The organism is Leptospira jelokensis, from assembly GCF_004769635.1.
Taxonomy (GTDB): Bacteria; Spirochaetota; Leptospiria; order Leptospirales; family Leptospiraceae; genus Leptospira_A; species Leptospira_A jelokensis.
The window spans coordinates 98,637-122,295 of the sequence record NZ_RQGH01000011.1; the positions used below are offsets into that span (position 1 = coordinate 98,637).

Genomic DNA, 23,659 nt, shown 5'->3' on the forward strand with positions numbered 1-23,659 from the left:
AGATTTTTTTTAAAAATGTGATCTAAACGGAGAAATTATGAAATTTAATAGTATTTTAGATGCCATTGGCAACACACCACACGTAAAATTGTCTCGTTTGTTTGGAACCGATCATGAAGTTTATATGAAACTAGAAAGACAAAATCCAGGTGGGTCCATAAAGGATCGCATTGCCCTTGCAATGATCGAAGACGCAGAAAAATCAGGAAAACTAAAAAAAGATTCCATTATTGTGGAGCCAACATCTGGGAATACAGGGATTGGCCTTGCGATGGTTGCAGCTGTGAAAGGTTATGCGATCACTCTAGTGATGCCAGAACATATGTCTGTGGAAAGACGACGCATCATGGCGGCTTACGGTGCAAAATTTGAACTCACTCCGAGAGAAAAAGGAATGCCTGGTGCCATTGCAAAAGCACAAGAAATGGTAGCAGCAAATCCGAATGCATGGATGCCACAACAATTTGAAAACGAAGCAAACATCCAAGTCCACAGAGAAAAAACCGCCGAAGAAATCGCAAAAGATTTTCCAGATGGATTGGATTACATCATCACTGGAGTTGGTACTGGTGGGCATATTTCAGGTTGTGCTGAAAATTTGAAAAAACGTTTTCCAAAACTCAAAGTGTTTGCTGTTGAACCAGAAGGTTCTCCTGTCCTCAGTGGAGGGAAACCAGGACCACACCCATTACAAGGGATTGGAGCAGGGTTCATTCCTAAAAACTGCAAAACAGAATTGTTAGATGGAATCATCACAGTCGGAAAAGAAGAATCGTTTACAATGGCAGTCCTTGCAGCTAAAAAAGAAGGCATTTTCATTGGAACATCTTCTGGCGCTAGTCTTGCGGCAGTTTCTAAAAAATTAAAAGAAATTCCTGCTGGTTCCAAAGTATTAACTTTCTGTTACGATACAGGAGAAAGATACTTATCAGTAGAAGGACTTTTCGTTTAATCATTGTTTAGCGAGATTGTAAAATCACCAATTTATTAATTGTCGAATCACCAACAAAAGCAGCAACCATCAGTTCTTATTTAGGTAAGGATTGGGTGGTTGTTGCTACCAAAGGTCATATCAAAGACCTACCACCCAAATCTTATGGAGTGGACTTCTCCAACTCTTTTGAACCTGAATACGAATGGCTGAAAGGTAAAAAAAACCTCTTCCAGTTAATCCAAACGAAAGCAAAAAAATCATCTGCGATTTATATTGCAAGTGACCCTGATCGAGAAGGAGAGATAATCGCCAAACATTGTTTTGATGAACTAAAAAAGTTAAAGAAACCAATGTATCGATTGCGATTGAAAGAAATCACAAAAGACGAATTAAGTCTTCAATTACAAAAGAAAATGGGACTCGATTGGCAGTCCATTGAATCTCAAATTGCAAGGCGTGTGGTGGATCGTATATTTGGATTTGAAGTCTCACCTGATTTATGGAGAAAATTAAAAATTCCAACTCTTTCTGCAGGTCGAGTCCAATCAACCGTTTTACATTGGATATGCGAAAGAGAAAAAGAGATTCAGAATTTTTCTAAAGAAACGTATTACCAAATAAAATTGATTGGAACGTTTTTAAATCAAAACATAGAACTCAAATACCAATCCAAAGATAAATTGAAACTTGAAGATACCAAGCAAGTTTTAAAGGAGATTCAAATCCTTCCAGAACCTTCTAGGTTAAAAGAATTGGTTTTGTCTCATATCAAAATCAAAAAAATCAATCGAAATCCTCCGAAAGCCTTTTCCACAGCCAGTTTACTTGAATCTAGTTTTCGTAGCCTTAAATTTGATTCAAAAAAAACAATGAGGATTGCTCAAAGTTTATTTGAGGGAAAAAAATTACAATCGGGAGAAACAGTAGGTCTTATTACTTACATGCGAACTGATAGCACTCGTGTGTCAGATTCAAAACGTGAGTTAGGTGTAAACTTTCTAAAGAAACATTATCCAACTCTTCTCTTGGAAGGGAATCGTAAAAACCAAAAACAAAAAAAGTTTTCGCAAGATGCTCACGAAGCAGTTGTTCCGATCGATCCTAATCTGAGACCTGATTTGATCAAATCGTATTTAACTGCGGATGAATGGAAATTATACCAATTGATTTGGGAACGATTTTTGGTCTCGTTGATGAAACCTGAAATTGGACAAGAAGTGATTTATGAATTTCCCATTGGAAACCATCTGTTTTTACATTCCTTTGAAGCCATATCTGATTTTGGTTTTAAAAATTTTTACGGTATCAACGAAAAACGAGAAAAAAAGAATCTGTTAGGCAAAGTTGGGGATTCGTTTTTCTATGAAACACATTCCATAGAAGAAAAAGAAACAGAACCACCGACAAGGTACACCCAAGGCAAATTGATCCAAAAAATGGAAGACACGGGAGTGGGAAGGCCCTCAACCTATGCTACCATTTTGGAAACCTTATTAAAGAGAAAATACATAGTAGAATACCAAAAGAACATTGGTCCGTCTGCGTTGGGTATGAAAGTGGACGACTATTTGTTTTTAAACTTTGGAGAAATGATTGGAGAGTCGTTTACAAAAGACTTAGAAACTAAACTTGACCAAATCACGGAAAAAAAAGAATCAAGAGTGCAATTGGTTTCCTCCTTTTATCATCAGTTGCAAATAATTTTAAAATCTCCGAGAAAAATGAATGTTGGATCAATTCAAAAAAATCCAAACCAATCGGAAGATAAAAAGCAGAAAAATTCAAATTCAAATCAAAGACCAAGTGGAATCAATCACAGAAATATTGAAATCAATCCAGAACCAACTAAATCTAAGGTTAGTCTAAACACAGGATCGAATCAAACTTGCCCAAAATGTTTGGAAGGTTTTGTGAAAACCAAACTTGGGAAAAATGGAAAAACCATTTATTTTTGTTCCCGTTACCCACATTGTGACTACATCACTTATGACAAATAACATAGAGAAAACATTAATTTTAGTAAACTTAGGAGGGCCTAGGTCTTCAGATGAAATAGAAGTTTTTTTAAAAGATTTATTCTCCGATCGATTTGTCTTTGATTTGCCACTTCCTGAATTTTTAAGGATCAGGCTTGCTCGTTTCATCGCCAAAAAAAGGGCTCCTAAGGTAAAAAAAACTTATGATTCCATGGGCTTTGGAGGTGGTTCCCCTCTTGTAGCTGAAACGGAAAAACAAGCAAACGCATTGGAAAGAATCCTTACCCAACGTTCTGGAAATCCGTGGAAGGTAAAGGTAGCGATGGCATGTGGATTTCCTAATATTAGAGAATCTGAATTTACGAAACCAAATACAAATACTTTGTATTTACCTTTATACCCTCAGTTTTCACGTTCAACCGTATTATCCACACTTGCAATTTTAGAGGAGAAGTTTGGTGAATGCCCAGTAGGAAGTGGGGGGTATGTACCTCATTTTGGTTTAAAGGAGAATTTCTTCAAACTCACGGCACAATTTATTTATGAATTTTTTACCGACCAACTCAGAAAAGATCAATACTTACATTATCCAGAAGAGAAACCAAATTGTGATTGGAAGGATTTAGATATCGTGTTTTCCGCACATGGTGTTCCCATGCGACTCATTGAGAAAGGGGATCGTTACATGGAAGAGGTGGAGGCCTCTGTAAAAGGAATCGTGGGCGAACTTCGAAAATTTGGGTTTAGGGGATCATTTCATATCTCTTACCAAAGTAAGGTGGGGCCTGCAAAGTGGACAGAGCCAAGTACCATTCAGAAAATATCAGAACTTGCAAGCAATGGCAAACACATCGCAGTGTATCCCATTAGTTTTGTAAGTGATCATTTGGAAACTTTGGAAGAAATTGGAGAACAATTTAAAGAACTAACCTGGGAAAAAGGTGGAAAAACATTTGTTCGGATTCCCGCGTTGGGGGTGTATGAGTCTTTTTTAGATTTTTTAGCAGAAGAAGTGTTAGGTGCTGATTCCTCGATACAAAACTGTATCTGTAAGGAAAGGGGAGGTGAATCCTTAAGGCATTGTCGTTTCAAAAATTGATCTAAGACCAATTCCTTTTCTATAATTTCCAAAAAATTGAATGTCCAATCCTTGTTTTTTCCAATTGGCTTCTATTTCATCGAGTTTTTGGTTACATAAAAAAAGGTTTCGGTCGTATGCCGGGAAAACTCCTTCCCAAGTGGTTTTATAAATTGCTTTCGCCTTCTCTCTATTTTTTGTGATCACTTCTCTATCGGTTTCAACAATGGATTCCATTTCCTTATCAGTTGTAATCCCGTCTAACTTGGGATAAATCCACGTTTCTGAATGCAAATGGCCCGTAACTCGTCCTTCAAAAAGATCAGAATTACATAAAACCCCAAGTGCTTTTATCCCTTCTCCTTTTCCGAAAAGGACTCCAAAACATGGTTTTTTGGTTAACCTTGTCTCACCAAACCTGGTAACGGTGGAAATAGTGAGTAAATTTGGTTTTTCTTCTGGGTTTAATAAATTTCCGAGGATTGGCGTTAGTTTTTTTAAGGAGATACAGATTCGAACAGATCCTTTTTGTTTTTCTATTTCAGATATACTAGAAAGGGAAACTCCAGTTTGGATTTTGATTTTGGGAGATAAGTAGGCGATTAAATGGGATACCAAATCTCCCATTCCATTCGGAAATGATACAGTTCCATATGTTTTCATTTTGTTTTTTTTGATTTCTTTAAAAATCGTACTCGTTCCACTTCCATCCCACTTTGAAAAAACAGTTTCTGCTTGTAATTCATTTAATCGAGTTCCGTAGATGCCTCCTAATGCAGGTTCTATGATATTCTTTGTTACTGATGAACCAAATGTAATGTTTCCCCAGTCTTCAAAATTCAGATTTGGATAAAATTTTAATTTTTTTAGGAAAATGGAGTAAAGTAGTTTCGTGCCAGCGAACAGGGAAATGGGAAACTGGGATAAGTTTTTATTGATAAAAAAATACCTACGTTTGGAAGCCTTTTTCGGAAATAAGGTCTTTAGCCCTATGTCGTCTAACATCGTTTTGATATCCTTTGTGAGAAGGATACCGTTGGCAGCCTGTTCCACCAAACCTTCTTTTACTTTTTTTGTGGCGATGACTCCACCAAGTGTTTTGTTTTCTTCATAGAGAGTGACCGAGTCACCGCGTTTTACATGATGGTATGCTAAAAATAATCCAGTGATCCCTGCACCATAAATATGAATTTCTTCTTTCATATCGCTTTAGAGAATACTGGGCCTGTTGGTTTTGTATTTTGCAATTTTTCATCAAATGCCATGGCAACGATCCTTAAGTATGGTTTTCCTAAATTCGTTACAGTTAAGGTTCCATCGTGCCAGGTGACAAGTTGATCATTTTCCATTTCTGATAAAAACTCTTTTGTATGAGGTTGTAATTCATTTGGAACCTTTACTTGCCATGTTGTCATCAGTTCTAAGATCAATTGTTTTCTCAATTGGTCGGAGTGTGTGAGTTTGTGTCCCCGAAAGATTGGTAAACTATTTGCTGCAAGAGACTTACGATACTTCATCTCCAGTTTGATGTTTTGGAAAAAAAGATTGGGAGTTTCTGAAATTGCCGAAGACCCTAATCCCAACATCACATCTGTTTTAGAATCGCTATACCCCATAAAATTACGATGCAAAGTTTTATTATGAAAGGCCTTCCATAATTTATCATGTGGCAAAGCAAAATGGTCCATTCCAATTTCTCGGTATCCTTCTTTTTCTAAGATGGACCTTCCCAATTCATATAACTCACGTTTGAGTGTAGGGACAGGTAAATCTTCTTCTGTAAAAAGTCGTTGTGATGCCTTGATCCATGGTACATGGGCGTAGGAATAAAACGCTATGCGATCAGGTTTTAGTTCCAAGGTTTTATCCATTGTGTACTTCATGGAATCTAGTGATTGTTTGGGAAGGCCATAAATTAAATCAAAATTTACCGAATCAAATCCAAGGTTTCTTGCTTCTAAAGTTATATTTTCTGTGAGTTCGTATGGTTGGATACGATTGACTAGTCGTTGTACTTCGGGATCAAAATCTTGCACTCCGAGGCTTATCCGTTTGAACCCTAATTTATGTAAAAGTTTGAGTTGGGAAACTCTTGTCCTTCTTGGATCCACTTCGATGGAATACTGTGGATCTTTGGCTGGAGATAACTGATTGAATATAAACTCAATTATGGATTGAAGGTTGTAATCAGATAAATAGGTGGGACTTCCTCCACCTAAATGAAGTTCGCTTAGTTCTTTACCTTTTAAATTGGAAACATGTTTGGTATACAATTCAAGTTCCTTTTTGATGGCACTCACATAAGGTTCTTCAACTGCATGGTTTTTGGTGATAGAAGTATTACACCCACAAAATGTACAAAGTGTTTCACAAAAGGGAATGTGTAAATAAAGAGCAAGTTTCGATTCAATCGGAGCGAGGTATTTGTTTAAGGATTCGATACAATCTTCGGTGGAAGGTGAGTCTGTCCAATAAGGCACGGTTGGATAACTTGTGTATCTAGGTGCAGGGGTATCATATTTTTCAAGTAAGTGTTTCATGCGCCAAAAACCTTTCTTGTGGTTTCGATCAGTAAATGAACGGATGTTTCCGGAGTGAATTGTAAAACACCGTGTCCAAGGCCAGCAACCCAACCCACTCGGTCTTTGGGATCCATATCCTTCATCGGAGAAAGGTATTCATTTATTTTTTGTTTTAGCGTGGAAGGGTCAGCGAATAAAAGTTCTTGGTCAAAGTTCCCTTGTAAAAAACCTTTTCCACCAAATTCCTTGAGGATTGATTGCATGGAAAAACGATGGTCCACTCCAAATCCCACCAAGTTAGGGACGGAGTGGATTTGCGAAATTTGACTTTCGGTTGAATTTTTTGCATAATAACCAATTTGATTTGGAAATGATTTTGTGAGTTCTTTGATCGGATCTGTTACATAACGTCGGAAATTGTTTGGATCTAACATTCCGGCTGCAGTGTCAAATACCATCACTACTTCTGCACCACCTTGCAATTGCAATTCGATGTTTTGTTTTAAAAGTGGTAAAAGGATTTTATAAAATTCATCTACAAAGTTTTGATTGGTTTTGAGAAAAGATAAATTTCCATCATGTTTTCCTATGCTGGCATAAGTCATCAGAGTGAAAGGGCCACCTACAAATCCTATAAGAGATACATCTTTTGGTAAAACTTCTCTTGTGCATCTCACTGCTTCTTTTTGGAAATACAATCCTTCAATTGCATCTTCAACAGTTTTTAGTTTGTTTAGATCCGCCTCCGAAGTAAGAGAAAAGGATAGTTTGGGACCAGGATCGTATGTTAATCCCATACCTAAGGCTTCTAAGGGAAAGAGTAAATCGGAAAATAAAATACTGACATCAAATCCAAATTCTTTGACAGGGCCTAGTGCAACTTCTGCTGCAAGTTCTGGATTTTTGCACAAGTCCATAAAACTATGAGATTCTTTTAGTTTGCGATAGTGAGAATGGTATCGTCCCGCTTGGCGCATAAACCAAATGGGTGGGATATTTTGAGGCACTAAATGTATCGCATTCGCAAATCGTTCATTGTGGTATTTTGTTGTGATCATGTTTAGCCCTGTAATGCTTGTTTTGTTTTTTCAAGAGTGAGATCGATAATTTCTTTGGTGTGTGCTGATGATAGAAATCCCACCTCGTATCCGCTAGGTGCCAGATATACACCTTGTTTTAGGAGTTTATGGAAAAGGGTTGCAAAGTTTGATTTATGTGTATTTGGAATTTCGGAAATGGTTCTAATTGCTTTCTCGGTTTTTCCTTTCAGCCAAAACAAACTTCCAAAGTTGACAGCTTCCCAATTCGAATCACCGGATTGAGATAAAAGATTCAAAATTCCATCTGTTAACTGTTTGGTTGCCTTTTCCAAATTTGGGTATGGGTTTTCCGTCCAAGCTTTGGTGAGAGTTTTTAGTCCAGCTCGCATACCAATCGGATTTGCTGATAATGTTCCTGCTTGGTAAACTGGTCCACTCGGAGCCACAAGATCCATATACTCACGTTTTCCTGCATACGCTCCAACGGGGAAACCACCACCAATGATTTTTCCATAACATACAAGATCGGGTTCAATGCCTGTGATCCCTGCCATCCCTTGGAAGGAAACACGAAATCCAGAAATCACTTCATCAAATAATAAAAGCACTCCATACTTCGTAGTTAACTCGCGGCATTTTTTTAAAAATTCAATTCTTTGTGGGAGTAGGCCATAATTTGCAGGTAAAGGTTCAATCGCCAAACAAGCAATATTCGATCCTTCTCTTTGAAACAACTCTTCCAGTTTTGATTCATCGTCAAGCGGAAGGACCAAAGTGTTTTGGATGATTTCAGGACCAATGCCTTTGCTATCACTTGAACTTAAACCTGCAAGGCCAGATCCAGATTTAACTAAAAGTTGGTCGAGGTGGCCGTGGTAGCAGCCATCAAATTTTAAGATTTTATTTCGTCCCGTTGCGGCTCTTGCAACGCGAAGTGCACTCATCACTGCCTCTGTGCCGGAATTCACAAATCGTATTTTTTCTACCCATGGGATTCTTTCTGTAATGAATTCGGCAAGTTCAAGGGAGTAAGGTTCACAAGCACCAAAAGACCAAGCTTTCCTTACTGTGTCTTCTACCACTTCTTGTATCTCTGGATGGCGATGGCCAAATAAAAGTGGTCCAAAACTCAAACAATAATCAATATAATGTTTTCCTTCAACTGACGTGAGATAGGCGCCGTTTGCTTCTTTAAAAAAGATAGGTGTGCCACCTACTGAAGAAAAAGAACGAACAGGGCTATGTACCCCACCTGGAACAACTAATTTCGATCTTTGGAATAGATCTTCCGAATTCATGCATACATCCTTTGTGCAATCCTTGCACCATATGTGATGAGAAAAGAGGATCCTGCTCTTCGAAACACATCCCAAGTTTCTTTTAATCCATCTTCAAAATTTAAAAATCCTTCTTTGGCTAAATACACAAGGCTTGCATATTCGCCACTCACTTGGTATGCTCCAGTGGGAAGACCAGTTTTTTCTTTGATTGGGCCAATTAAATCAATCGCTGTCATACCAGGTTTCACCATTAAAAGATCAGCACCCTCTTCTTTATCGCGGATCGAAGTGTGAATGGCTGTGTCTCTATCTCTCACATCCAATTGGTATCCACTCCTGTCACCAAACTGTGGTGAGGAGTCAGCAGCACCTCGGAAAGGTCCGTAAAAATTACTTTTAAATTTAGTTGAATAACTCATGATGGGAACATGTGAATGGCTGTTATCATCTAAGATCTTTCTATGCGAAGCGACTCTGCCATCCATCATATCACTTGGTGCAATTCCATCAGCTCCTGCATCCGCATAAATCAAAGCAAGTTCTGACAATCGTTTTAATGTTAATTGCAAATCAATCGTCCCTTGTGGATGGAAATGGCAACAATGCCCTGTAGTTGTGACCGAACAAATACAAGTATCTAACCATAAAAACATTTCCGGAAATTCTTTTTTTATGGCACTGATATTGGTTTGGTAAAACTCTTTTGAAAAATTTGTATCTGACTTAGCACTAGGAACCATAAATAATAAAAATTGAGACACACCTGATTTTAAATCAGATTCAATCTGAGTGAAGATGGATTTGTTTGTTTCGCGATACACATCAGGTAAACCTTTGATTGGTTCTTTTTCTGTGAGCCCTTCCACAAGGAAAAGTGGTTGGATCATTTTATTTGCATTTAAGGAACCGGACTCACTCAAATGGCGAAGGAACTGATTGGAACGTAAACGTAGAGTATGTTTTTTCATGGTTTGATGTACCTTTCCACCCAAGATTCAAATGATAAGGATACAAAAACTTTGTTTTTTGAACCCTCTTCACCTAGCGCATGTTTTATTTTTCGGAATGTGGAGCCAGGTCCCACAAAATGGACTACATTCAATAGTTCAGGGTATCTTTTGGTAACGATATCAAATTCAGATCCACTCCTCCAGTAGGCGGCTTTGATTTTGGATGGATCAAAGGGGATCGGAATTTCAGGAGCAGATACAAAATAAGTTGGAATCACGGGATACACACTTGAATTTTTATCTGAATCCATATGTGTGAGTTTCACAAAATTTGGTTTTCGACCAAGGATAACGTCTATTTCTGGAGGTTCACTTTCACCGAGTCCATCACAAGTTCCATTCACCCAAAACCCACGGAGTGCCAAGTCCTTCCATGTAGATAGTCCTGCTGACCATAGGATTTGGTTACTTGGGTTGACTGACAAATCCAATGGAAATGCATAACCACGCGATACGAATACATCAACATCTTTAGGAATTGAATAGGTTAATCTTTCACGTTGTCTTGCCGCCATTTTCGCATTAGGTGGCCAGACTTCTTCTTTTGAAAAGGACAGGTTTGGACTTCCTGATAGTTCTTTCGTTTGTAATACCTTCCCATCTTCAGTTATACCACGAACAAACGTGATTTTGCCATAATCCCTCTCTAAAACCGTTACACCTATTTTTTGGTGGCATCCTCCGCCATACTTCGATAAAATTTTTCTCTCTTCCATAGCAGTGAGAACTGATTCTTCGTCTGAGATTTCTTTTAGTATGGATTCGAGGTGTTTGTCATCTTTTCTGATTTCAGCGCATAACGCACCTTGTGCGGGAGCACTTGGGAAAATGGAAGAAGGTAAAACCATAAATAAGGATACATTTAAAGTATCGCGGATGAGTTGTTTGGTTTCTTTAAGTTCTGGTAATTGGTTCTCTTTGTCTTGGAAATTTAGAATTCGATCTAAGGCAGCTTTTGCAACAAGGATGCCTCCCGATTCATGGTCTAAATACTTTCGAAGTCTCGTTTGGATATTGCCACGAACTGATTCGATTTTGATTTCAAAATTACTGATGGGTGTAGGAAAATAATTTTTAAGAAATTCTTTGATATGGTATTCCCTTCTTGGTGAGGAAGTTAAAATCGTGATTTCATTCGGTAGATTGATCCATTTGTTTTTTTTAAAAAGTAAAACATCTCTTACATCTTCTCTTGGCAAAACTGGAATGAGAATTGTGTCCTTTCTTTCTTTTAAGTCCATATCTTTAAAGGAATGGATGACGATATCAACTTTCTGATTGAGTAAGTCTTTTTGTAAATCTTTGGTAAATATCCCTTGTCCAGCAAATTGCCAAAGTGGGATTGTTAGATCTTTGTCACCCGATGATTCACGAAAAAAAGTTTCAAACTGAAGGTTTTTGTTTTTTTCTTTTAGAGCATTGGTTACAGTGTGAATTTGAATACGAGAAAGTAGAGAGGACCTACCTCCTATTTTAATTGTTTCAGACAAGTAAGTCTTCCCATCCATTTAAGATATGCAATTGTTCTTCCTCCCTTTCCCTTGTGAGTTCCGTAAGAAAGTATTGTAAGTCCATTTTTACAGTCTGGATCTGTTCATCTGTTTCTTGTAGGTCATTGAGGATTTGGGAAAGTGGAATGTAATGGTTGTATCCAGTATATGTTCCAGAGTTTTCTCGAAAGTCGAGTATGATGGATGCGGATCGGATCATCTCATCCCAGTTAAACGGTAAAAAACTTGAAGCAATGACAATCGCTTCGTTTTTTGGTTGGTAATCTTCCCAATGGTAGGTCGTGATGTTTGGGTAGAGTTGGTTAAGTTCTAATAAACGGTTTTGGTTTCTACCAATGAGTTTAACTTGTTTTTGTTTGGAAACAAGGTATGGCAATATCGAATCCACAAGTTTTCCCGTTCCAAGCAGAGTGACTTCTTTGTGATTTTGTAAATAGGACTCGGTGACACTACCGTAAGTTTGCCTTCCAATCCCAGTCAGGTATTTGGAACGGATTTGTTTTGTCTGTTCTAAGATTTGGTCGCGGAGTCTGAGGAGAGAAAGAGCAAAGTTGGAACCATTGGTATTTTCTTCGCGGAAACGATCTCGAAACTGTGCCTGGATTTCCGATTCCCCAAAAAGTTTGGAACGTAAACCCGCTACCACTTCCAATAAAAAGCGATAGGCATCGTAGCCTTGGTAAACTTCCCAACCATCAAAAAACCTTTTGTTTTCCTCTTCCATGGGAAAGATCCTCTTGTCCGTGAAGGCAAGTGTCCTTTGGCATGTCTGCCACACCTCAACGCGAGAATCGTCTAAGATTTGCGTTTTGGGATCCGTTGCATGGAGTAGAATCAGGTTTGACCACATAATTTTATTCTATCAAATACAATCTCGTAACTGTCACAAGATTGTCAGTTCCTAAAAAAATAAAATGTGATATTGATACTAAATCTCAATTACTAAAAGGAGAATGAGGATGGAAAAACAAAATTGGAAAGAAACTCTCACGCCATTACAATACCAAGTGACTAGAGAAAAAGGCACCGAACGGCCGTTTACTGGCGAATACTATGCACACAAAGAAAAAGGAACCTACCTTTGTGTCTGTTGTGGTGAGGCATTGTTTTCTTCTGATTCCAAATATGATTCCGGTAGTGGTTGGCCAAGTTATTATGAACCAGTGAGATCCGATGTGATTGCCACTGAAACAGACAAAACACATGGCATGGTCCGAACTGAAATCATGTGCCAAAATTGTGGGGCTCATTTAGGACATGTTTTCCCAGATGGACCAAAACCTACGGGACTCCGGTATTGTGTGAATTCTGCTTCTCTCAAATTTCAAAAATCAGAATAGAAACAAAATAGAGGGAACTAATTTGCAGTAAAGAAACAATGGATTTGGTAAGATTTTCCCTCCCTTTAAAATCCAATGGGAGGTAAAATGAAATGCAAAGGAATGCTTTGATTTCGGAGAATCTTTTACCGCGAAGAGTTTTTTAGTGCGTGAAAAGATCCTCTTTCGCGAATGATTTCTGTTGTAACGAGGTTCTATTGAATGGATTGCAGCCTTATTCTTGTAACCATGAAATTTCTTCACAGGATTCCCACTTCCCAATAGAACCACCTCGGTTTTGAGAAATCTTTGAATCGTCGGAACGAAGGCTCACCTTTTTCACAATTTGTTTGGCTAGGGAAGTGTAGTGGAGGGCATCACAACTATGTCCTAATTTTGTTTCCAAGTTGGCCATCTGGAATAACAACTGGGCATTGCCTTCCGATTCTTTCATGCCAATGGATTGTTTGAGTAAAATGGCTTTTTTCAAATCCTCTCTCGCACCGGTATAGTCCCCTGATTCTACTTTTTTCTGGGATCGTTCTTCTAATTGGGTGATGACGGTCGGAATTCGTGACAAACGAGTTTGGTCGAGGATTTCTGAAACTGATTGGTCTAAACTAGGTTCTGCCACTAAACCACTGGAAATGATTAAAAATAATGCAAAATAGGTAATCTTCATACGTTGGGTCCTTGCCGTTTTCAATTCATTGTTTAAATTGCATAAATTGTGCCAAAGTTTCGAAATACTCCTCGACGGTGCAGGATTCTAAGATTCCATGAAAGAGACTCTGGCCGAGCGATCGCCTTTTTCTTTCCCTCTGGAAGGAAGGGGGAGGAAAGTCCGGACACTAGGGGACAATCGGACCAAGTAATGCTTGGGCTTTTCCTTGTTAGCAATGGCAAGGAGGGGACGGAAAGTGCAACAGAAAGGATACCGCCTACGTGAGTGGGTAAGGGTGAAATGGTGGGGTAAGAGCCCACCGCCTTGTTTGTAAAAACAATGGCCGGTAAACCCTCCGATGTGCAATCTCAAGTAAACAACCGTTATGAGCCTGTCCCGCCAGGTTGTGGGTAGAGAGCATTAGATAAATGATCGCCTAAAACAGAATCCGGCTTACGGGCCAGAGTCACCTTTTTTTAAAATGGTTTGGATTACATCTTCTTCGTTAGGTGGATAGAAAACACAAACCAAACTTCTGATCTTTAAAATGGTTTCTGCCAATATCGTTTTGGTTTCATTAAGGTTCCAGTTTTCAAAACCTATCAAAATTCCACATGTTTCTTCCATACCCGCAAAATCTACGCACGAATAATGGCGCATTTGGTTTTCTTCTAAAAATTGTTTTAAACCATATTTTTGGATCGATTCTTCTGACTGATACAAAACAACAATTTCATCATTTTCGATCTCTAATACTTTTTTTGCATAACCATAACACCATCGAATTTGGTCTGTTAGATCTTCATCTGTTTTGATGAATTGGATGTCCGACAAATTATTTTGTACAGGTGATTCTGAAAAGTCATTCAGTAAGGTGTTTGCAAATGCCAGAATTTCTGGAGAATTACGAATGTTTCGTTTGATATCCCAAATGTGGACAGGCAATGATTGTAAATAATCTAAGAATGGAGTTGAGGTGTACTTCAATCTTCTCGAAACAAAGAGAATCCATTCTTTTTGTTCCCAAAAGAGTGGAGAGAGATACAATTTTATATCTGAAAGGACTGCCTCATGGAGTATCTCTTCGATACCATCTGCAATGAGAATGTCGATGTGGTTATGGTTGATTTCATTCAACCTTGAAATCAATTCGATGTTGTTTTTTTCAGGGATTTGGGAGAGTTCTTCCTTCCAAATTTCGTATAATGCTTTTGCACCTTGCCATAATAAAACTTTTTTTCCTTTCCTTGCATACTGCAAAGCAAGTTCCCCACACAAGATGGACTTACCAGATCCGGGACTTCCGTAAATTAAATTATGCGAATATTTGGTAATACCTTGTACAAGAGAAAATTGTTCTTTTGTAAAAAACAATAAATTCTCTTCTTCTTTTTCTTTGTGAGATCGAAAGGTTTGGAAAAAGTTTAGATTTTTTTTGATGATTTCGTGGGCTTTGACAAGAACAGATTCTGGTAATGGTTCTCTTCCGCTACGATAAAAGATAGATTCTAAAATATCGTTTAAACTAGTTTCATCTCCTACTTCTTTGCCGCCAAAAACAAATAAATTTTGGTCATTGGGTAGGTGGAATTCTTTTCGTTCATTTTTTAAAAAGAAAATTGCACTATCGTAATATTCTTTTGGAAACAAATCCACAAGTTGGTTGTGGTTTTTAAAAAATTCGCGTATGATTTCTCGTTGTGTGGTGACTTGTTCAATTGGATTTTTATACGATTTTCCGGTAACAGGTTCCCAATCCCTAGCGCGAACATTGTAAAATTCCCAATCTCCTTTTTTTTGCCTCCACTTCCCATTTTTTAATTCGATGGTGATCACTCCATAAGGTGATACCACAAGAAAATCAATTTCCCTCATCGGAACATCAGGTGTGATCAGGGTGAGTGAATAATAGATATTGCAAGGGAGTTGGATTTCCTTAGAAAAACGGTGGTAATAATGGGATTCGAGTGAGATGTCTCTCGTTTTTCCATGAAACTGTTTGGGATAAATCATTTTTTTGTTCTGTAATCTTCGCTTTGTTTCATCTAATGGCGATATGAAACGGATACCACAAACCATATTTTTCTGCCTATTGTTTTGTGCCTGCGCAGGTGGGAATATCAAAATAAAGATCAAACCCGATCACTCAGGTGACTTGGTCATTTACCAAAAAACGATCACAAAGAAACAAAAAGGAAATTTTTTAGGTTCAGGTATCAAAGATACAGGGGAAGTTGTGGTTACCTTCAAAGAAAGGTCATACCAATTTGGAAATTTTACCCAAATGTCTCCTCCTGGGTTTCGTTTCATTCAATTTACGGAAGAAGATGCGATTCAGATCCAACTTGCCATTGATACAAGTAAGAACTCTCCGCTTTTAAAAGCCCTGGAAATCAACCCAGAAGAGATCAGTTCGATTTTAGCGGAAGCGAAGTTACGAGATGACCTATTGCGATTTAATACCCTTGTGGAATTCATCCAATTCGAAATCCAATTCCCTTATTCCATAAAAAATGTAAAATTTTCAGAGCCAAGAACGGCGGGTGAGTGGACAGTGCGCCTTGATAGTAAAGACAAGATGGTTGTGAACATTCCATTACATTCGATTTGGGCAGGCGAACATCCGTTAACGATTGTTCAAATTTTTCCAGAATGATGTTTAAGGTTTATGAAAGTATTCAGAATTTAATTTTTGGATGATACCTTTTAAGACCTTTCGTCTTTCTTCTTGGTTGGGAAGTAATTCCTTTAAATTCCTTCTCATGATAAAAATGGTTTCCAAAAGTTCGTGGTCTTCTTCTGGTAAAACTTCTTCAAATAATTTGCGAAGTGTAGAAGAAACACCGGCAAACATTCCATCGGTGGAAATCGCAAACTGGATAGGGCCAACTGTCACTGTGGAAGAAGAATAAAAATCACAATTTTTAGGATCATCTACAGAATTCACCCATATGCCTTTGTTTTTGGCTAAAGTCCGAAACCTTTGGTTTGTTTCTGGATCACTTGTGGCTAAAAAGATAATGTCTCTATGATTTAAATCTTCCTCGATTACCGCGCGCGTTTCCCTTTTGATTTGTGGGTATCTTTCTAAAAAACGAATCACCTCATCGCTATATTCCAAAGAAATCAAGTGGAGGTTCGCCCCAGTGTGCTCCAATCCCATTAATTTTTCAAGGCAAGCACTTCCTCCTCCCACGATGAGGATTTTCCTTCCTTCTAAATTGAGAAAGATGGGGTACTTTTTAGGGGTCATAGAGATTCCAAAATGGAGGAGGGAGACGGGACTTCCTCTAGGACTAACCTTTCCCCTTGCAAAAGGGAACGGAACACCTCACCTACATATAAGATTCCTGGTCCTTTTGATTGTTTTTCTATGCCGTTTAACATCGTATTTGCGAGAGTGGAAACTGTATGAGTGACATTACTCTTTCCAACATTTTCTGAAAGGACAATGGGAGTGTTTTCTGAAACTCCTTTCTGGATGAGTCTTTCAGCAAGTTCTTTTGTTTTTTGGCTTCCCATAAGGATAACAATTGTGCCTGGAAAATTTTCCATTCCCATCCAACTGCGTTCATCTTCTAAAATGGTATGCCCATCGAGGATGATGATTTGTCGAGCTAACCCGCGTACGGTGAGTGAGATACCCAGGTCCGAAGCTCCTGCAGTTACCGAACTCACACCAGGAACAACTTCATAATCAATGCCAAACGATTCTAAACTTTGGATTTCTTCGGATAACCTACCAAAGATGGAAGCGTCACCACCTTTTAGTCTTACGACTCGTTTGCCTTGGGTGGCAAATTCCACGAGGAGAGAATTGATTTCAGATTGTGTTCGGTAGTGTTCTTTCGCACGTTTTCCCACATAGAGGATTTGGGCAGACTCAGGGAAGATGGAGAGAAAACTTGGATCCAGTAGGGCATCGTACAAAATGACCTCGGCGGATTCGATCCGAGATTTTCCACGGAGCGTGAGTAGGTCAACGGGGCCTGGGCCACCACTTACGAAACTCACAAAGCCCTGTTCTGTCTTATTGGAGGACATATCTGTTATACCTTGCAATTCTGCTAGAAATAGTCAAGTGATTGGCTAATTATTTCTACAAAATCTCCATTTTTTTAGTTTACTCGTCTCTATCCTTAGGAAAAGATTCAATTTATAAGACTTTTTGGATGTTTTACTGGAATCCAACACAAGCATAGGTTTTTATGTTATCCGATGAGAAACGCAATCGATTTTTACAATTACTAAAAGAATCCACAAAAGACGAATGGGTATGGATGTCGGGTTACCTTTCTGCCCTCACCCAGGCAAGCATTGGTGGCAGTGTGGATGTTTCTTTGAGCCCACCTGTTAGCATCTCCTCCAATGATCCTTCCCATGGCAATTTAAAAGCCGCACCCATCCAATGCAGTGTGGTGTATGGAACAGAAACGGGGAATTCGAAAAAACTGGGAACTGAACTTGTCAAAAAGTTAAAAGAACTCGGTGTCCAGGCCAAATTAAAAAGCACTGATACCTATAAAGCAAAAGACTTAAAAGAAGAAGAATACCTTTTTGTTGTTGTTTCCACTCATGGAGATGGTGAACCTCCGCAGGCGGCAAAACCTTTTATCCAAATTTTATCGGAAACAAAAGATTCCTTATCAAAAGTAAAATTCGCCGTTCTCGGGTTAGGTGATACAAGTTACCCACTATTTTGCCAAACGGGAATTGATGTGGACTCAATGCTAGAAAAACTCGGAGCAGAGCGAATCCATGAACTTGGAAAATGTGATGTTGATTTTGAAATCGTTTCCAAACCTTGGATGACTGAACTCATTTCCAAATTGAATACAATTTCAAAAACAGCGACCACACAAGTTTCCAAACCATCACAAACGACTACACCAAAACCAAGTTCTGGTGGTAAAGTTGTATATGAAGGGACAGTTGTCACCAATCTTGTGTTAAATGATATTGGGGCAACGAAATCAACAAGGCATATTGAAATTAAATCCTCAGTCCCTGTCGATTATTTGCCTGGAGATAGTGCAGGATTTCTCGCATACAACCGAGAAGACGAAGTCAATCGAATATTAGGATTATTGGAAGCGGATCGAGAAACACGAGTAACATACAAAGGGGAAACCTGGATGTTGTATGATTTGCTCCAAAAAAAAGTTTCCATTCGGTTTTTACCAGACCGAGTGATCCAAAAGTATGTGACACTTTCAAAAAAAGAGATTCCTTCAGGAAAATTGGATTTAGATGTACTTTTAACATTATACCCTGCCGAATCAAAATTAGAAATACAATCCCTTATCGATATTTTAGAACCAATCGTGCCTAGGTATTATTCCATTGCCTCGAGTCCTTCGGCTCATGGGGAAGAGGAAGTCCACCTAACAGTAGCAGAAGTAGAAATAGAAACCTTCACAGGTTTAAAATCAGGTTTTTGCTCTGGTTATTTGGCAACACTCAAAGAAGGAGACAAGGTTCCATTTTTCATCCAACGAAACAATTCGTTTCGATTGCCAAGTCCTGATACCGATATCATTATGATTGGGCCAGGAACAGGGATTGCACCATTCCGCAGTTTTTTATTTGAAAGAGAACAGTCTGGTGGAAATGGAAAAAATTGGTTATTTTTTGGAGAACGAAACTTTGTTTCCGATTTCTATTACCAAACAGAGTTATTGGAACTTATGGATACTGGTGTATTGCATAAATTGAATACAGCATTTTCTCGTGACACCAAACAGAAGGTATACGTCCAAGACCGTTTAGGGGAAAATGCAGTGGAACTTTTGAAATGGATCGAAAATGGTGCAGTCATTTACCTTTGTGGTTCCAAAGATCCAATGAGTAAAGATGTGGATCGCAAATTGGTCGAAATTTTAGCGGATAGAACTTTTGACACTGGAAAAGAAGCTTCTGAATATTTAAAAGAATTAGAAGAATCTGGCCGTTACATCAAGGACGTTTACTGAGGAAATCATGGCAGAAACTAAAAAAGAAACACTCGCTGAAAAGGTAAAAAGACTAAGCCGTGGCCTTCGTGGTACACTCGCAGATAGTTTAAAAGACGAACACACTGGTTCTTTACGATCCGATGACCAATTATTGCTCAAATTCCATGGGATGTACCAACAAGATGATCGGGATAGAAGGGATGAACGGGCGTTAAAGAAACTTGAGCGATTGTATTCCTTTATGATCCGCCTTCGGATTCCAGGTGGGATGATTGGTCCTGTTCACTGGGAAGCCTTGCATAATGTAGCTGGTGAAAATTCCACTGGAACGATCAAAATCACAACAAGACAAACAGTCCAACTCCATGGGATTTTAAAATCCAAAATCAAACCGACAATCAAGGCCTTTGATTCTGTATTTTTAGATTCTATCGCAGCTTGTGGTGATGTAAATCGAAACGTAACCTGTACATCGAATCCAGCGGCAAGCCCACTCCACAAGGAAGTGTTTGGTTATGCGGGGGAAATCAGTCGTTCTCTCCTTCCTAAAACAAGAGCCTATTATGAAATTTGGTTAGATGAAAATCTAATCGCAGAAAAAGAAGAACCAGAAGATCCTTTGTATAAGGACGTTTACCTGCCTCGAAAATTCAAAATTGCAATTGCAATCCCACCTTACAACGATGTGGATCTATTCACCAATGACATTGGGCTCATTGCCATCATTGAAAATGGGCAACTATTAGGTTTTAATGTTGCAGTTGGTGGAGGACTCGGAACCACTCATGGGAATCCTGATACTTACCCGAGAGTAGGAACAGTTTTTGGTTTCATTCCTAAAAAAGACATACTCAAAGTTGTGTATGAAATTGTAACCGTCCAAAGGGATTTTGGAAATCGGGAAGACCGAAAGTTATCTCGTTTGAAATACACATTAGACCGGTTAGGTGTTGAATTTTACAAACGAGAAGTGGAAAAACGTGCAGGAATTAGTTTTGAACCAACAAAGGATTTTCAATTCACTCAAAGGTCAGATGATTTTGGTTGGAAACAAGATGCGGCAGGAAACTGGCATTATACCGTATTTGTTGAAAATGGAAGGGTTTGTGATGAACACGGATACAATCTAAAAACAGCGCTACTAGAAGTTTCTAAAACAAGGCGTGCCACGTTCCGATTCACTTGTAACCAAAACTTGATTTTGTCTGATATCTTTCCTAAAGATAAAGACCTGATTGAATCCATTTTAGTGAAATTCGGTGTCCATAGAAAAACAGCAGAAGTATCTCCGATCAGAAAAAACTCGATTGCATGTGTGGCATTGAACACTTGTTCTTTGGCACTAGCCGAAGCACAACGTTACTTACCAAGTTTGATTGATAAAATTGAACCCATCCTTTCCAAACATGGTCTGGCTTCGGAACCAATTTCCATTCGTATGACAGGTTGTCCCAATGGATGTGCAAGGCCATACATTTCCGAAATTGGACTTGTGGGAACATCGTATGGAAAGTACAACCTCCATTTAGGTGCCGATGCGGAAGGTTACAGACTGAACAAAAAATACAAAGAAGATTTGGATGAGTCGGCCATTTTGCAAGAGTTAGATGGACTATTTGGAAAATACTCGAAAGAACGAAATGGAAAAGAATCGTTTGGAGATTACATCAATCGAATTGGGATTCTGAATTAGGATTCAAAACAAAAAATAAACAATGGTCTGTGAAAATCGGCCATTGGATTTTATGATGCCTAACTATGGTATTCTCTTTTCCTTTAGGATTATGAAATTGTATCATTTATCATTCGAATGGTTTTTCTGTGATATGCGATCAATCGAATAAATGATCAAATCTGTTGAAGCAGAATAAAAACCGGGATTTGGATTCGGCCAGGAAAGGAAAAAAATGCAAAGGTGGACAGGTATCCCTAAAGAAAGATAAAGATTTAGGAATTTGGATTGAAACTCACTTTTATGTTTTCTGCATAAAAATCTACAAATTAAGATTGATGACCAAATTTGAAATACCAGAGAGAAACAGAAATACACGAACAGATTCAAAATCATCGCAAATCCACCCGCTGGGAATTCCGAGACGGGGAACGAACCAGCAACTAATAGAGACCGAATCAAAACAGAAAAATAGACCAATACAATTGGCCTATTTAAGAAATGCTGAAACATTATGTGAAATTGAATTTGATTCTATATTCGAATCCAATCCTCTACAATAACATACCTGCCGCAACGGTTTGGTTTGTACCTTCATCCACCAAAACAAAACTCCCTGTACCTCTGATTTTACTGTAAGGGTCGTAAGCAACGGGTTTTGCCGTGCGAAGGGTAACCTTTCCAATTTCATTCAGACCAAGATTGGTTTGTTCTTTTTTTTCGTGGGTGCTTGTTTCCACTCGGTATTCCAAGGAACGAACCGAAACTTTTACTGCATTCGTGGTTTGACGAAGGAGGTATTTGGATCCTGGTGCCATCACCTTTTGGTCCATCCAACAAATATGTGCTTCTAAATCTTGGGAGATGGTTGGTTCTTTCCCTGTCACAACGAGCATATCTCCTCGGCTCACATCAATTTCGTCTTCTAAACGAATGGTTACAGACATCGGAGCATATGCTGTTTCGAGAGGGCCATCAAAGGTATCAATGGCTTTGATTTTGGAAGTGAGCCCACTCGGTAAAACGGTTATGGAATCTCCAACGGTGAAGTGACCACTTCTAATTTGGCCCGCATAACCTCTGTAATCATGGTATTCTGTTGTTTGTGGTCGAATCACATTTTGAACTGGGAATCTCGGAGCAGGCGACTCCTCTTCGGTATGGATTTCGATTTCTTCTAAAAAATGGAGTAAGGATTTTCCCTTCCACCATGGCATCGAAGCAGATGGCTCTACAACATTGTCGCCATTTAAGGCGGAGATCGGTAAGAAATGGATGGACTTTAGATCTAAGTCTTTTGCAAATTCTAGATACTGTTTTTGAATGTTTAAAAATACTTCTTCTGAAAAATCCACTAGATCCATTTTGTTCACACATACAACAACATAGGGTAAACGTAATAATGAAACGATGTAGGAATGTCTGTAGGTTTGTTCGATCACACCTTTTCTTGCATCAATGAGAATGATCGCAAGGTCTGAGTTGGATGCACCCGTTACCATATTTCTCGTATACTGCACATGTCCTGGAGCATCAGCTATGATGAATTTACGTTTAGGTGTGGAAAAGTATTTATACGCCACATCTATGGTAATGCCTTGTTCTCTTTCGGCTTTAAGTCCATCTGTGAGAAGGGCTAAGTTGATTTGTCCATTCACTTGGCCTGCACGTTCAATGGCTTCCAATTGGTCTTGGAAAATAGATTTGCTATCGTATAACAATCGTCCGATGAGAGTCGATTTTCCATCGTCCACACTTCCAGCTGTAATAAATCGTAAAATGTCCATTAAAAATACCCACCTTTTTTTCTTTCTTCCATCGCCGCTTCGGAACGTTTGTCATCCAAACGTGAACCTCTTTCTGTGGTGCGTGAAACTTGGATTTCTCGAATGATATCATCTACTGAATTTGCTTCTGATTCGACGGCAGCTGTACAAGTCATATCACCAACTGTGCGAAACCGAACCGTCCTTGTTTCCACCTTGTCGGTATTGTCTAAACTGATAAATTTTGAAACAGGAAAGACCAATTCCTCTCGCCAAACAATTTCTCTTTGGTGTGAGAAGTATAAGGAAGGAAGGTCAATCTTTTCTTTTCGGATGTATTCCCAAACATCAAGTTCCGTCCAGTTACTAATTGGAAACACACGGACATTTTCGCCTACATGGATTTTTCCATTATAGATATTCCAAAGTTCTGGGCGTTGTAGTTTGGGATCCCAAGATCCAAATTCATCTCGAACAGAAAATATTCGTTCTTTGGCTCTTGCTTTTTCTTCATCCCGACGTGCCCCACCGATACAAGCATCAAATTTGAATTCGGCGATCGTATCAAGTAGTGTTACTGCTTGGATGGCATTGCGACTTGGAAACTTTCCTTTTTCTTCAACGGCTTTTCCTTGGTCGATAGAATCTTGAACATAACGAACAATTAACTTTTCGCCAATTTTTTCAGCCAAGTCATCTCGAAATTTGAGCGCCTCATCAAAGTTATGCCCCGTGTCAATGTGAACGAGGGGAAAAGGAAATTTACCTGGACGAAAGGCTTTGAGAGCAAGGTGAACCAAACAAATGGAATCCTTACCACCAGAAAATAATAAAGCAGGCCTTTCAAATTGGGCTGCCACTTCTCGTAAGATATAAATGGCTTCTGATTCTAACTGGTCCAAATGAGAGAGACGATGGGTGTGATTCATATTT

At 38.8% G+C, this 23,659-nt stretch carries 19 protein-coding genes, 1 other RNA gene and 1 pseudogene; 8 read left to right on the forward strand and 13 right to left on the reverse strand.

All coding sequences use genetic code 11. The features are described from left to right. The first annotated feature begins 37 nt into the window (after positions 1-37). The 3 genes from cysK (at position 38) to hemH (ending at position 4,009) form a co-directional block, all read left to right on the forward strand. Positions 38-952 carry a cysteine synthase A gene (cysK, locus tag EHQ62_RS04965; RefSeq protein ID WP_015677941.1) on the forward strand — a complete coding sequence of 305 codons (915 nt, stop codon included), beginning with the start codon at positions 38-40 and terminating at the stop codon, positions 950-952. A gap of 68 nt (positions 953-1,020) precedes the next feature. Next, the gene (topA, locus tag EHQ62_RS04970; RefSeq protein WP_244241667.1) at positions 1,021-2,931 is read left to right on the forward strand and encodes a type I DNA topoisomerase; all 1,911 of its coding nucleotides are present in this window, start codon (positions 1,021-1,023) and stop codon (positions 2,929-2,931) included. Then, positions 2,921-4,009, forward strand: coding sequence for a ferrochelatase (gene hemH, locus EHQ62_RS04975; RefSeq protein WP_135641431.1), 1,089 nt, complete (start codon positions 2,921-2,923; stop codon positions 4,007-4,009). The genes topA and hemH overlap by 11 nt, the downstream gene beginning before the upstream one ends. On the opposite strand, the gene EHQ62_RS04980 is transcribed toward hemH, so the two are convergent. From EHQ62_RS04980 to EHQ62_RS05010, 7 genes are read right to left on the reverse strand one after another with little or no spacing between them, the layout of a single operon-like run. Continuing rightward, entirely contained in the window at positions 3,983-5,191 is a 1,209-nt protein-coding gene (locus EHQ62_RS04980; protein WP_135641118.1) for a protoporphyrinogen/coproporphyrinogen oxidase, read from the reverse strand. The two genes, hemH and EHQ62_RS04980, sit on opposite strands and share 27 nt — an antisense overlap. Next, positions 5,188-6,528, reverse strand: a complete 1,341-nt coding sequence (gene hemN / locus EHQ62_RS04985; protein WP_135641119.1) for an oxygen-independent coproporphyrinogen III oxidase — start codon at positions 6,526-6,528, stop codon at positions 5,188-5,190. The genes EHQ62_RS04980 and hemN overlap by 4 nt, the downstream gene beginning before the upstream one ends. Next, complete coding sequence (locus EHQ62_RS04990; RefSeq protein WP_135641120.1) at positions 6,525-7,568, reverse strand: uroporphyrinogen decarboxylase family protein; 1,044 nt, start codon at positions 7,566-7,568, stop codon at positions 6,525-6,527. The genes hemN and EHQ62_RS04990 overlap by 4 nt, the downstream gene beginning before the upstream one ends. 2 nt (positions 7,569-7,570) lie before the next feature. Beyond that, positions 7,571-8,848, reverse strand: a complete 1,278-nt coding sequence (gene hemL / locus EHQ62_RS04995; RefSeq protein ID WP_135641121.1) for a glutamate-1-semialdehyde 2,1-aminomutase — start codon at positions 8,846-8,848, stop codon at positions 7,571-7,573. Beyond that, the gene (gene hemB, locus EHQ62_RS05000; RefSeq protein ID WP_135641122.1) at positions 8,845-9,798 is read right to left on the reverse strand and encodes a porphobilinogen synthase; all 954 of its coding nucleotides are present in this window, start codon (positions 9,796-9,798) and stop codon (positions 8,845-8,847) included. The genes hemL and hemB overlap by 4 nt, the downstream gene beginning before the upstream one ends. Further along, entirely contained in the window at positions 9,795-11,330 is a 1,536-nt protein-coding gene (hemC, locus tag EHQ62_RS05005) for a hydroxymethylbilane synthase (RefSeq protein ID WP_135641123.1), read from the reverse strand. Before hemC ends, hemB begins: the two co-directional genes overlap by 4 nt. Next, positions 11,323-12,201 (reverse strand): glutamyl-tRNA reductase, encoded by an 879-nt coding sequence (locus EHQ62_RS05010; RefSeq protein ID WP_135641124.1) that lies wholly within the window; start codon positions 12,199-12,201, stop codon positions 11,323-11,325. Before EHQ62_RS05010 ends, hemC begins: the two co-directional genes overlap by 8 nt. 109 nt (positions 12,202-12,310) lie before the next feature. Here EHQ62_RS05010 and msrB point away from each other — a divergent pair, with 109 nt between their 5' ends. Continuing rightward, positions 12,311-12,691: a peptide-methionine (R)-S-oxide reductase MsrB gene (gene msrB / locus EHQ62_RS05015; protein ID WP_135641125.1), complete on the forward strand. Its 381-nt coding sequence runs from the start codon at positions 12,311-12,313 to the stop codon at positions 12,689-12,691. Positions 12,692-12,905: 214 nt separating this feature from the next. On the opposite strand, the gene EHQ62_RS05020 is transcribed toward msrB, so the two are convergent. Beyond that, positions 12,906-13,352 (reverse strand): LEPBI_I1174 family sigma 54-regulated protein, encoded by a 447-nt coding sequence (locus EHQ62_RS05020; RefSeq protein ID WP_135641126.1) that lies wholly within the window; start codon positions 13,350-13,352, stop codon positions 12,906-12,908. Positions 13,353-13,457: 105 nt separating this feature from the next. On the opposite strand from EHQ62_RS05020, the gene rnpB reads away from it, so the two are divergent. Next, an RNA gene (rnpB, locus tag EHQ62_RS05025) (RNase P RNA component class A) lies at positions 13,458-13,806 on the forward strand. A gap of 1,151 nt (positions 13,807-14,957) precedes the next feature. Here rnpB and EHQ62_RS18810 read toward each other — a convergent pair. Continuing rightward, positions 14,958-15,413 (reverse strand): annotated as a pseudogene (locus EHQ62_RS18810) (nuclease-related domain-containing protein); the annotation flags it as partial. On the opposite strand from EHQ62_RS18810, the gene EHQ62_RS05035 reads away from it, so the two are divergent. Continuing rightward, positions 15,391-15,990, forward strand: coding sequence for an LBF_1134 family protein (locus tag EHQ62_RS05035; protein WP_208720624.1), 600 nt, complete (start codon positions 15,391-15,393; stop codon positions 15,988-15,990). The pseudogene EHQ62_RS18810 and the gene EHQ62_RS05035 overlap by 23 nt on opposite strands. Positions 15,991-15,993: 3 nt before the next feature. Here EHQ62_RS05035 and EHQ62_RS05040 read toward each other — a convergent pair whose 3' ends face one another. Both EHQ62_RS05040 and cobA read right to left on the reverse strand, forming a co-directional pair. Beyond that, on the reverse strand, positions 15,994-16,587 hold the full coding sequence (locus EHQ62_RS05040; RefSeq protein WP_135641127.1) for a precorrin-2 dehydrogenase/sirohydrochlorin ferrochelatase family protein: 594 nt from the start codon (positions 16,585-16,587) through the stop codon (positions 15,994-15,996). Continuing rightward, a complete protein-coding gene (cobA, locus tag EHQ62_RS05045; RefSeq protein ID WP_135641128.1) occupies positions 16,584-17,378 on the reverse strand; it encodes a uroporphyrinogen-III C-methyltransferase in 795 nt (264 codons plus the stop codon). The genes EHQ62_RS05040 and cobA overlap by 4 nt, the downstream gene beginning before the upstream one ends. Before the next feature lie 164 nt (positions 17,379-17,542). On the opposite strand from cobA, the gene EHQ62_RS05050 reads away from it, so the two are divergent. Together EHQ62_RS05050 and EHQ62_RS05055 are read left to right on the forward strand one after the other, a co-directional pair. Next, entirely contained in the window at positions 17,543-19,306 is a 1,764-nt protein-coding gene (locus EHQ62_RS05050; RefSeq protein WP_135641129.1) for a diflavin oxidoreductase, read from the forward strand. Positions 19,307-19,313: 7 nt separating this feature from the next. Beyond that, the gene (locus EHQ62_RS05055; RefSeq protein WP_135641130.1) at positions 19,314-20,981 is read left to right on the forward strand and encodes an NADPH-dependent assimilatory sulfite reductase hemoprotein subunit; all 1,668 of its coding nucleotides are present in this window, start codon (positions 19,314-19,316) and stop codon (positions 20,979-20,981) included. 533 nt (positions 20,982-21,514) lie between these two features. Here EHQ62_RS05055 and EHQ62_RS05060 read toward each other — a convergent pair. Together EHQ62_RS05060 and cysD are read right to left on the reverse strand one after the other, a co-directional pair. After that, positions 21,515-22,747 (reverse strand): sulfate adenylyltransferase subunit 1, encoded by a 1,233-nt coding sequence (locus EHQ62_RS05060; RefSeq protein ID WP_135641131.1) that lies wholly within the window; start codon positions 22,745-22,747, stop codon positions 21,515-21,517. Then, positions 22,747-23,655 carry a sulfate adenylyltransferase subunit CysD gene (gene cysD, locus EHQ62_RS05065; RefSeq protein WP_135641132.1) on the reverse strand — a complete coding sequence of 303 codons (909 nt, stop codon included), beginning with the start codon at positions 23,653-23,655 and terminating at the stop codon, positions 22,747-22,749. The genes EHQ62_RS05060 and cysD overlap by 1 nt, the downstream gene beginning before the upstream one ends. Positions 23,656-23,659 lie beyond the last annotated feature (4 nt).

Bases quoted from the DNA above. Each gene is read 5' to 3' on its own strand.
- cysK (WP_015677941.1), top strand. From the start codon at position 38: ATGAAATTTAATAGTATTTTAGATGCCATTGGCAACACACCACACGTA.
- hemH (WP_135641431.1), top strand. From the start codon at position 2,921: ATGACAAATAACATAGAGAAAACATTAATTTTAGTAAACTTAGGAGGG.
- EHQ62_RS04980 (WP_135641118.1), bottom strand. From the start codon at position 5,191: ATGAAAGAAGAAATTCATATTTATGGTGCAGGGATCACTGGATTATTT.
- hemN (WP_135641119.1), bottom strand. From the start codon at position 6,528: ATGAAACACTTACTTGAAAAATATGATACCCCTGCACCTAGATACACA.
- EHQ62_RS04990 (WP_135641120.1), bottom strand. From the start codon at position 7,568: ATGATCACAACAAAATACCACAATGAACGATTTGCGAATGCGATACAT.
- hemL (WP_135641121.1), bottom strand. From the start codon at position 8,848: ATGAATTCGGAAGATCTATTCCAAAGATCGAAATTAGTTGTTCCAGGT.
- hemB (WP_135641122.1), bottom strand. From the start codon at position 9,798: ATGAAAAAACATACTCTACGTTTACGTTCCAATCAGTTCCTTCGCCAT.
- EHQ62_RS05010 (WP_135641124.1), bottom strand. From the start codon at position 12,201: ATGTGGTCAAACCTGATTCTACTCCATGCAACGGATCCCAAAACGCAA.
- msrB (WP_135641125.1), top strand. From the start codon at position 12,311: ATGGAAAAACAAAATTGGAAAGAAACTCTCACGCCATTACAATACCAA.
- EHQ62_RS05020 (WP_135641126.1), bottom strand. From the start codon at position 13,352: ATGAAGATTACCTATTTTGCATTATTTTTAATCATTTCCAGTGGTTTA.
- EHQ62_RS05035 (WP_208720624.1), top strand. From the start codon at position 15,391: ATGAAACGGATACCACAAACCATATTTTTCTGCCTATTGTTTTGTGCC.
- EHQ62_RS05040 (WP_135641127.1), bottom strand. From the start codon at position 16,587: ATGACCCCTAAAAAGTACCCCATCTTTCTCAATTTAGAAGGAAGGAAA.
- cobA (WP_135641128.1), bottom strand. From the start codon at position 17,378: ATGTCCTCCAATAAGACAGAACAGGGCTTTGTGAGTTTCGTAAGTGGT.
- EHQ62_RS05050 (WP_135641129.1), top strand. From the start codon at position 17,543: ATGTTATCCGATGAGAAACGCAATCGATTTTTACAATTACTAAAAGAA.
- EHQ62_RS05055 (WP_135641130.1), top strand. From the start codon at position 19,314: ATGGCAGAAACTAAAAAAGAAACACTCGCTGAAAAGGTAAAAAGACTA.
- EHQ62_RS05060 (WP_135641131.1), bottom strand. From the start codon at position 22,747: ATGGACATTTTACGATTTATTACAGCTGGAAGTGTGGACGATGGAAAA.
- cysD (WP_135641132.1), bottom strand. From the start codon at position 23,655: ATGAATCACACCCATCGTCTCTCTCATTTGGACCAGTTAGAATCAGAA.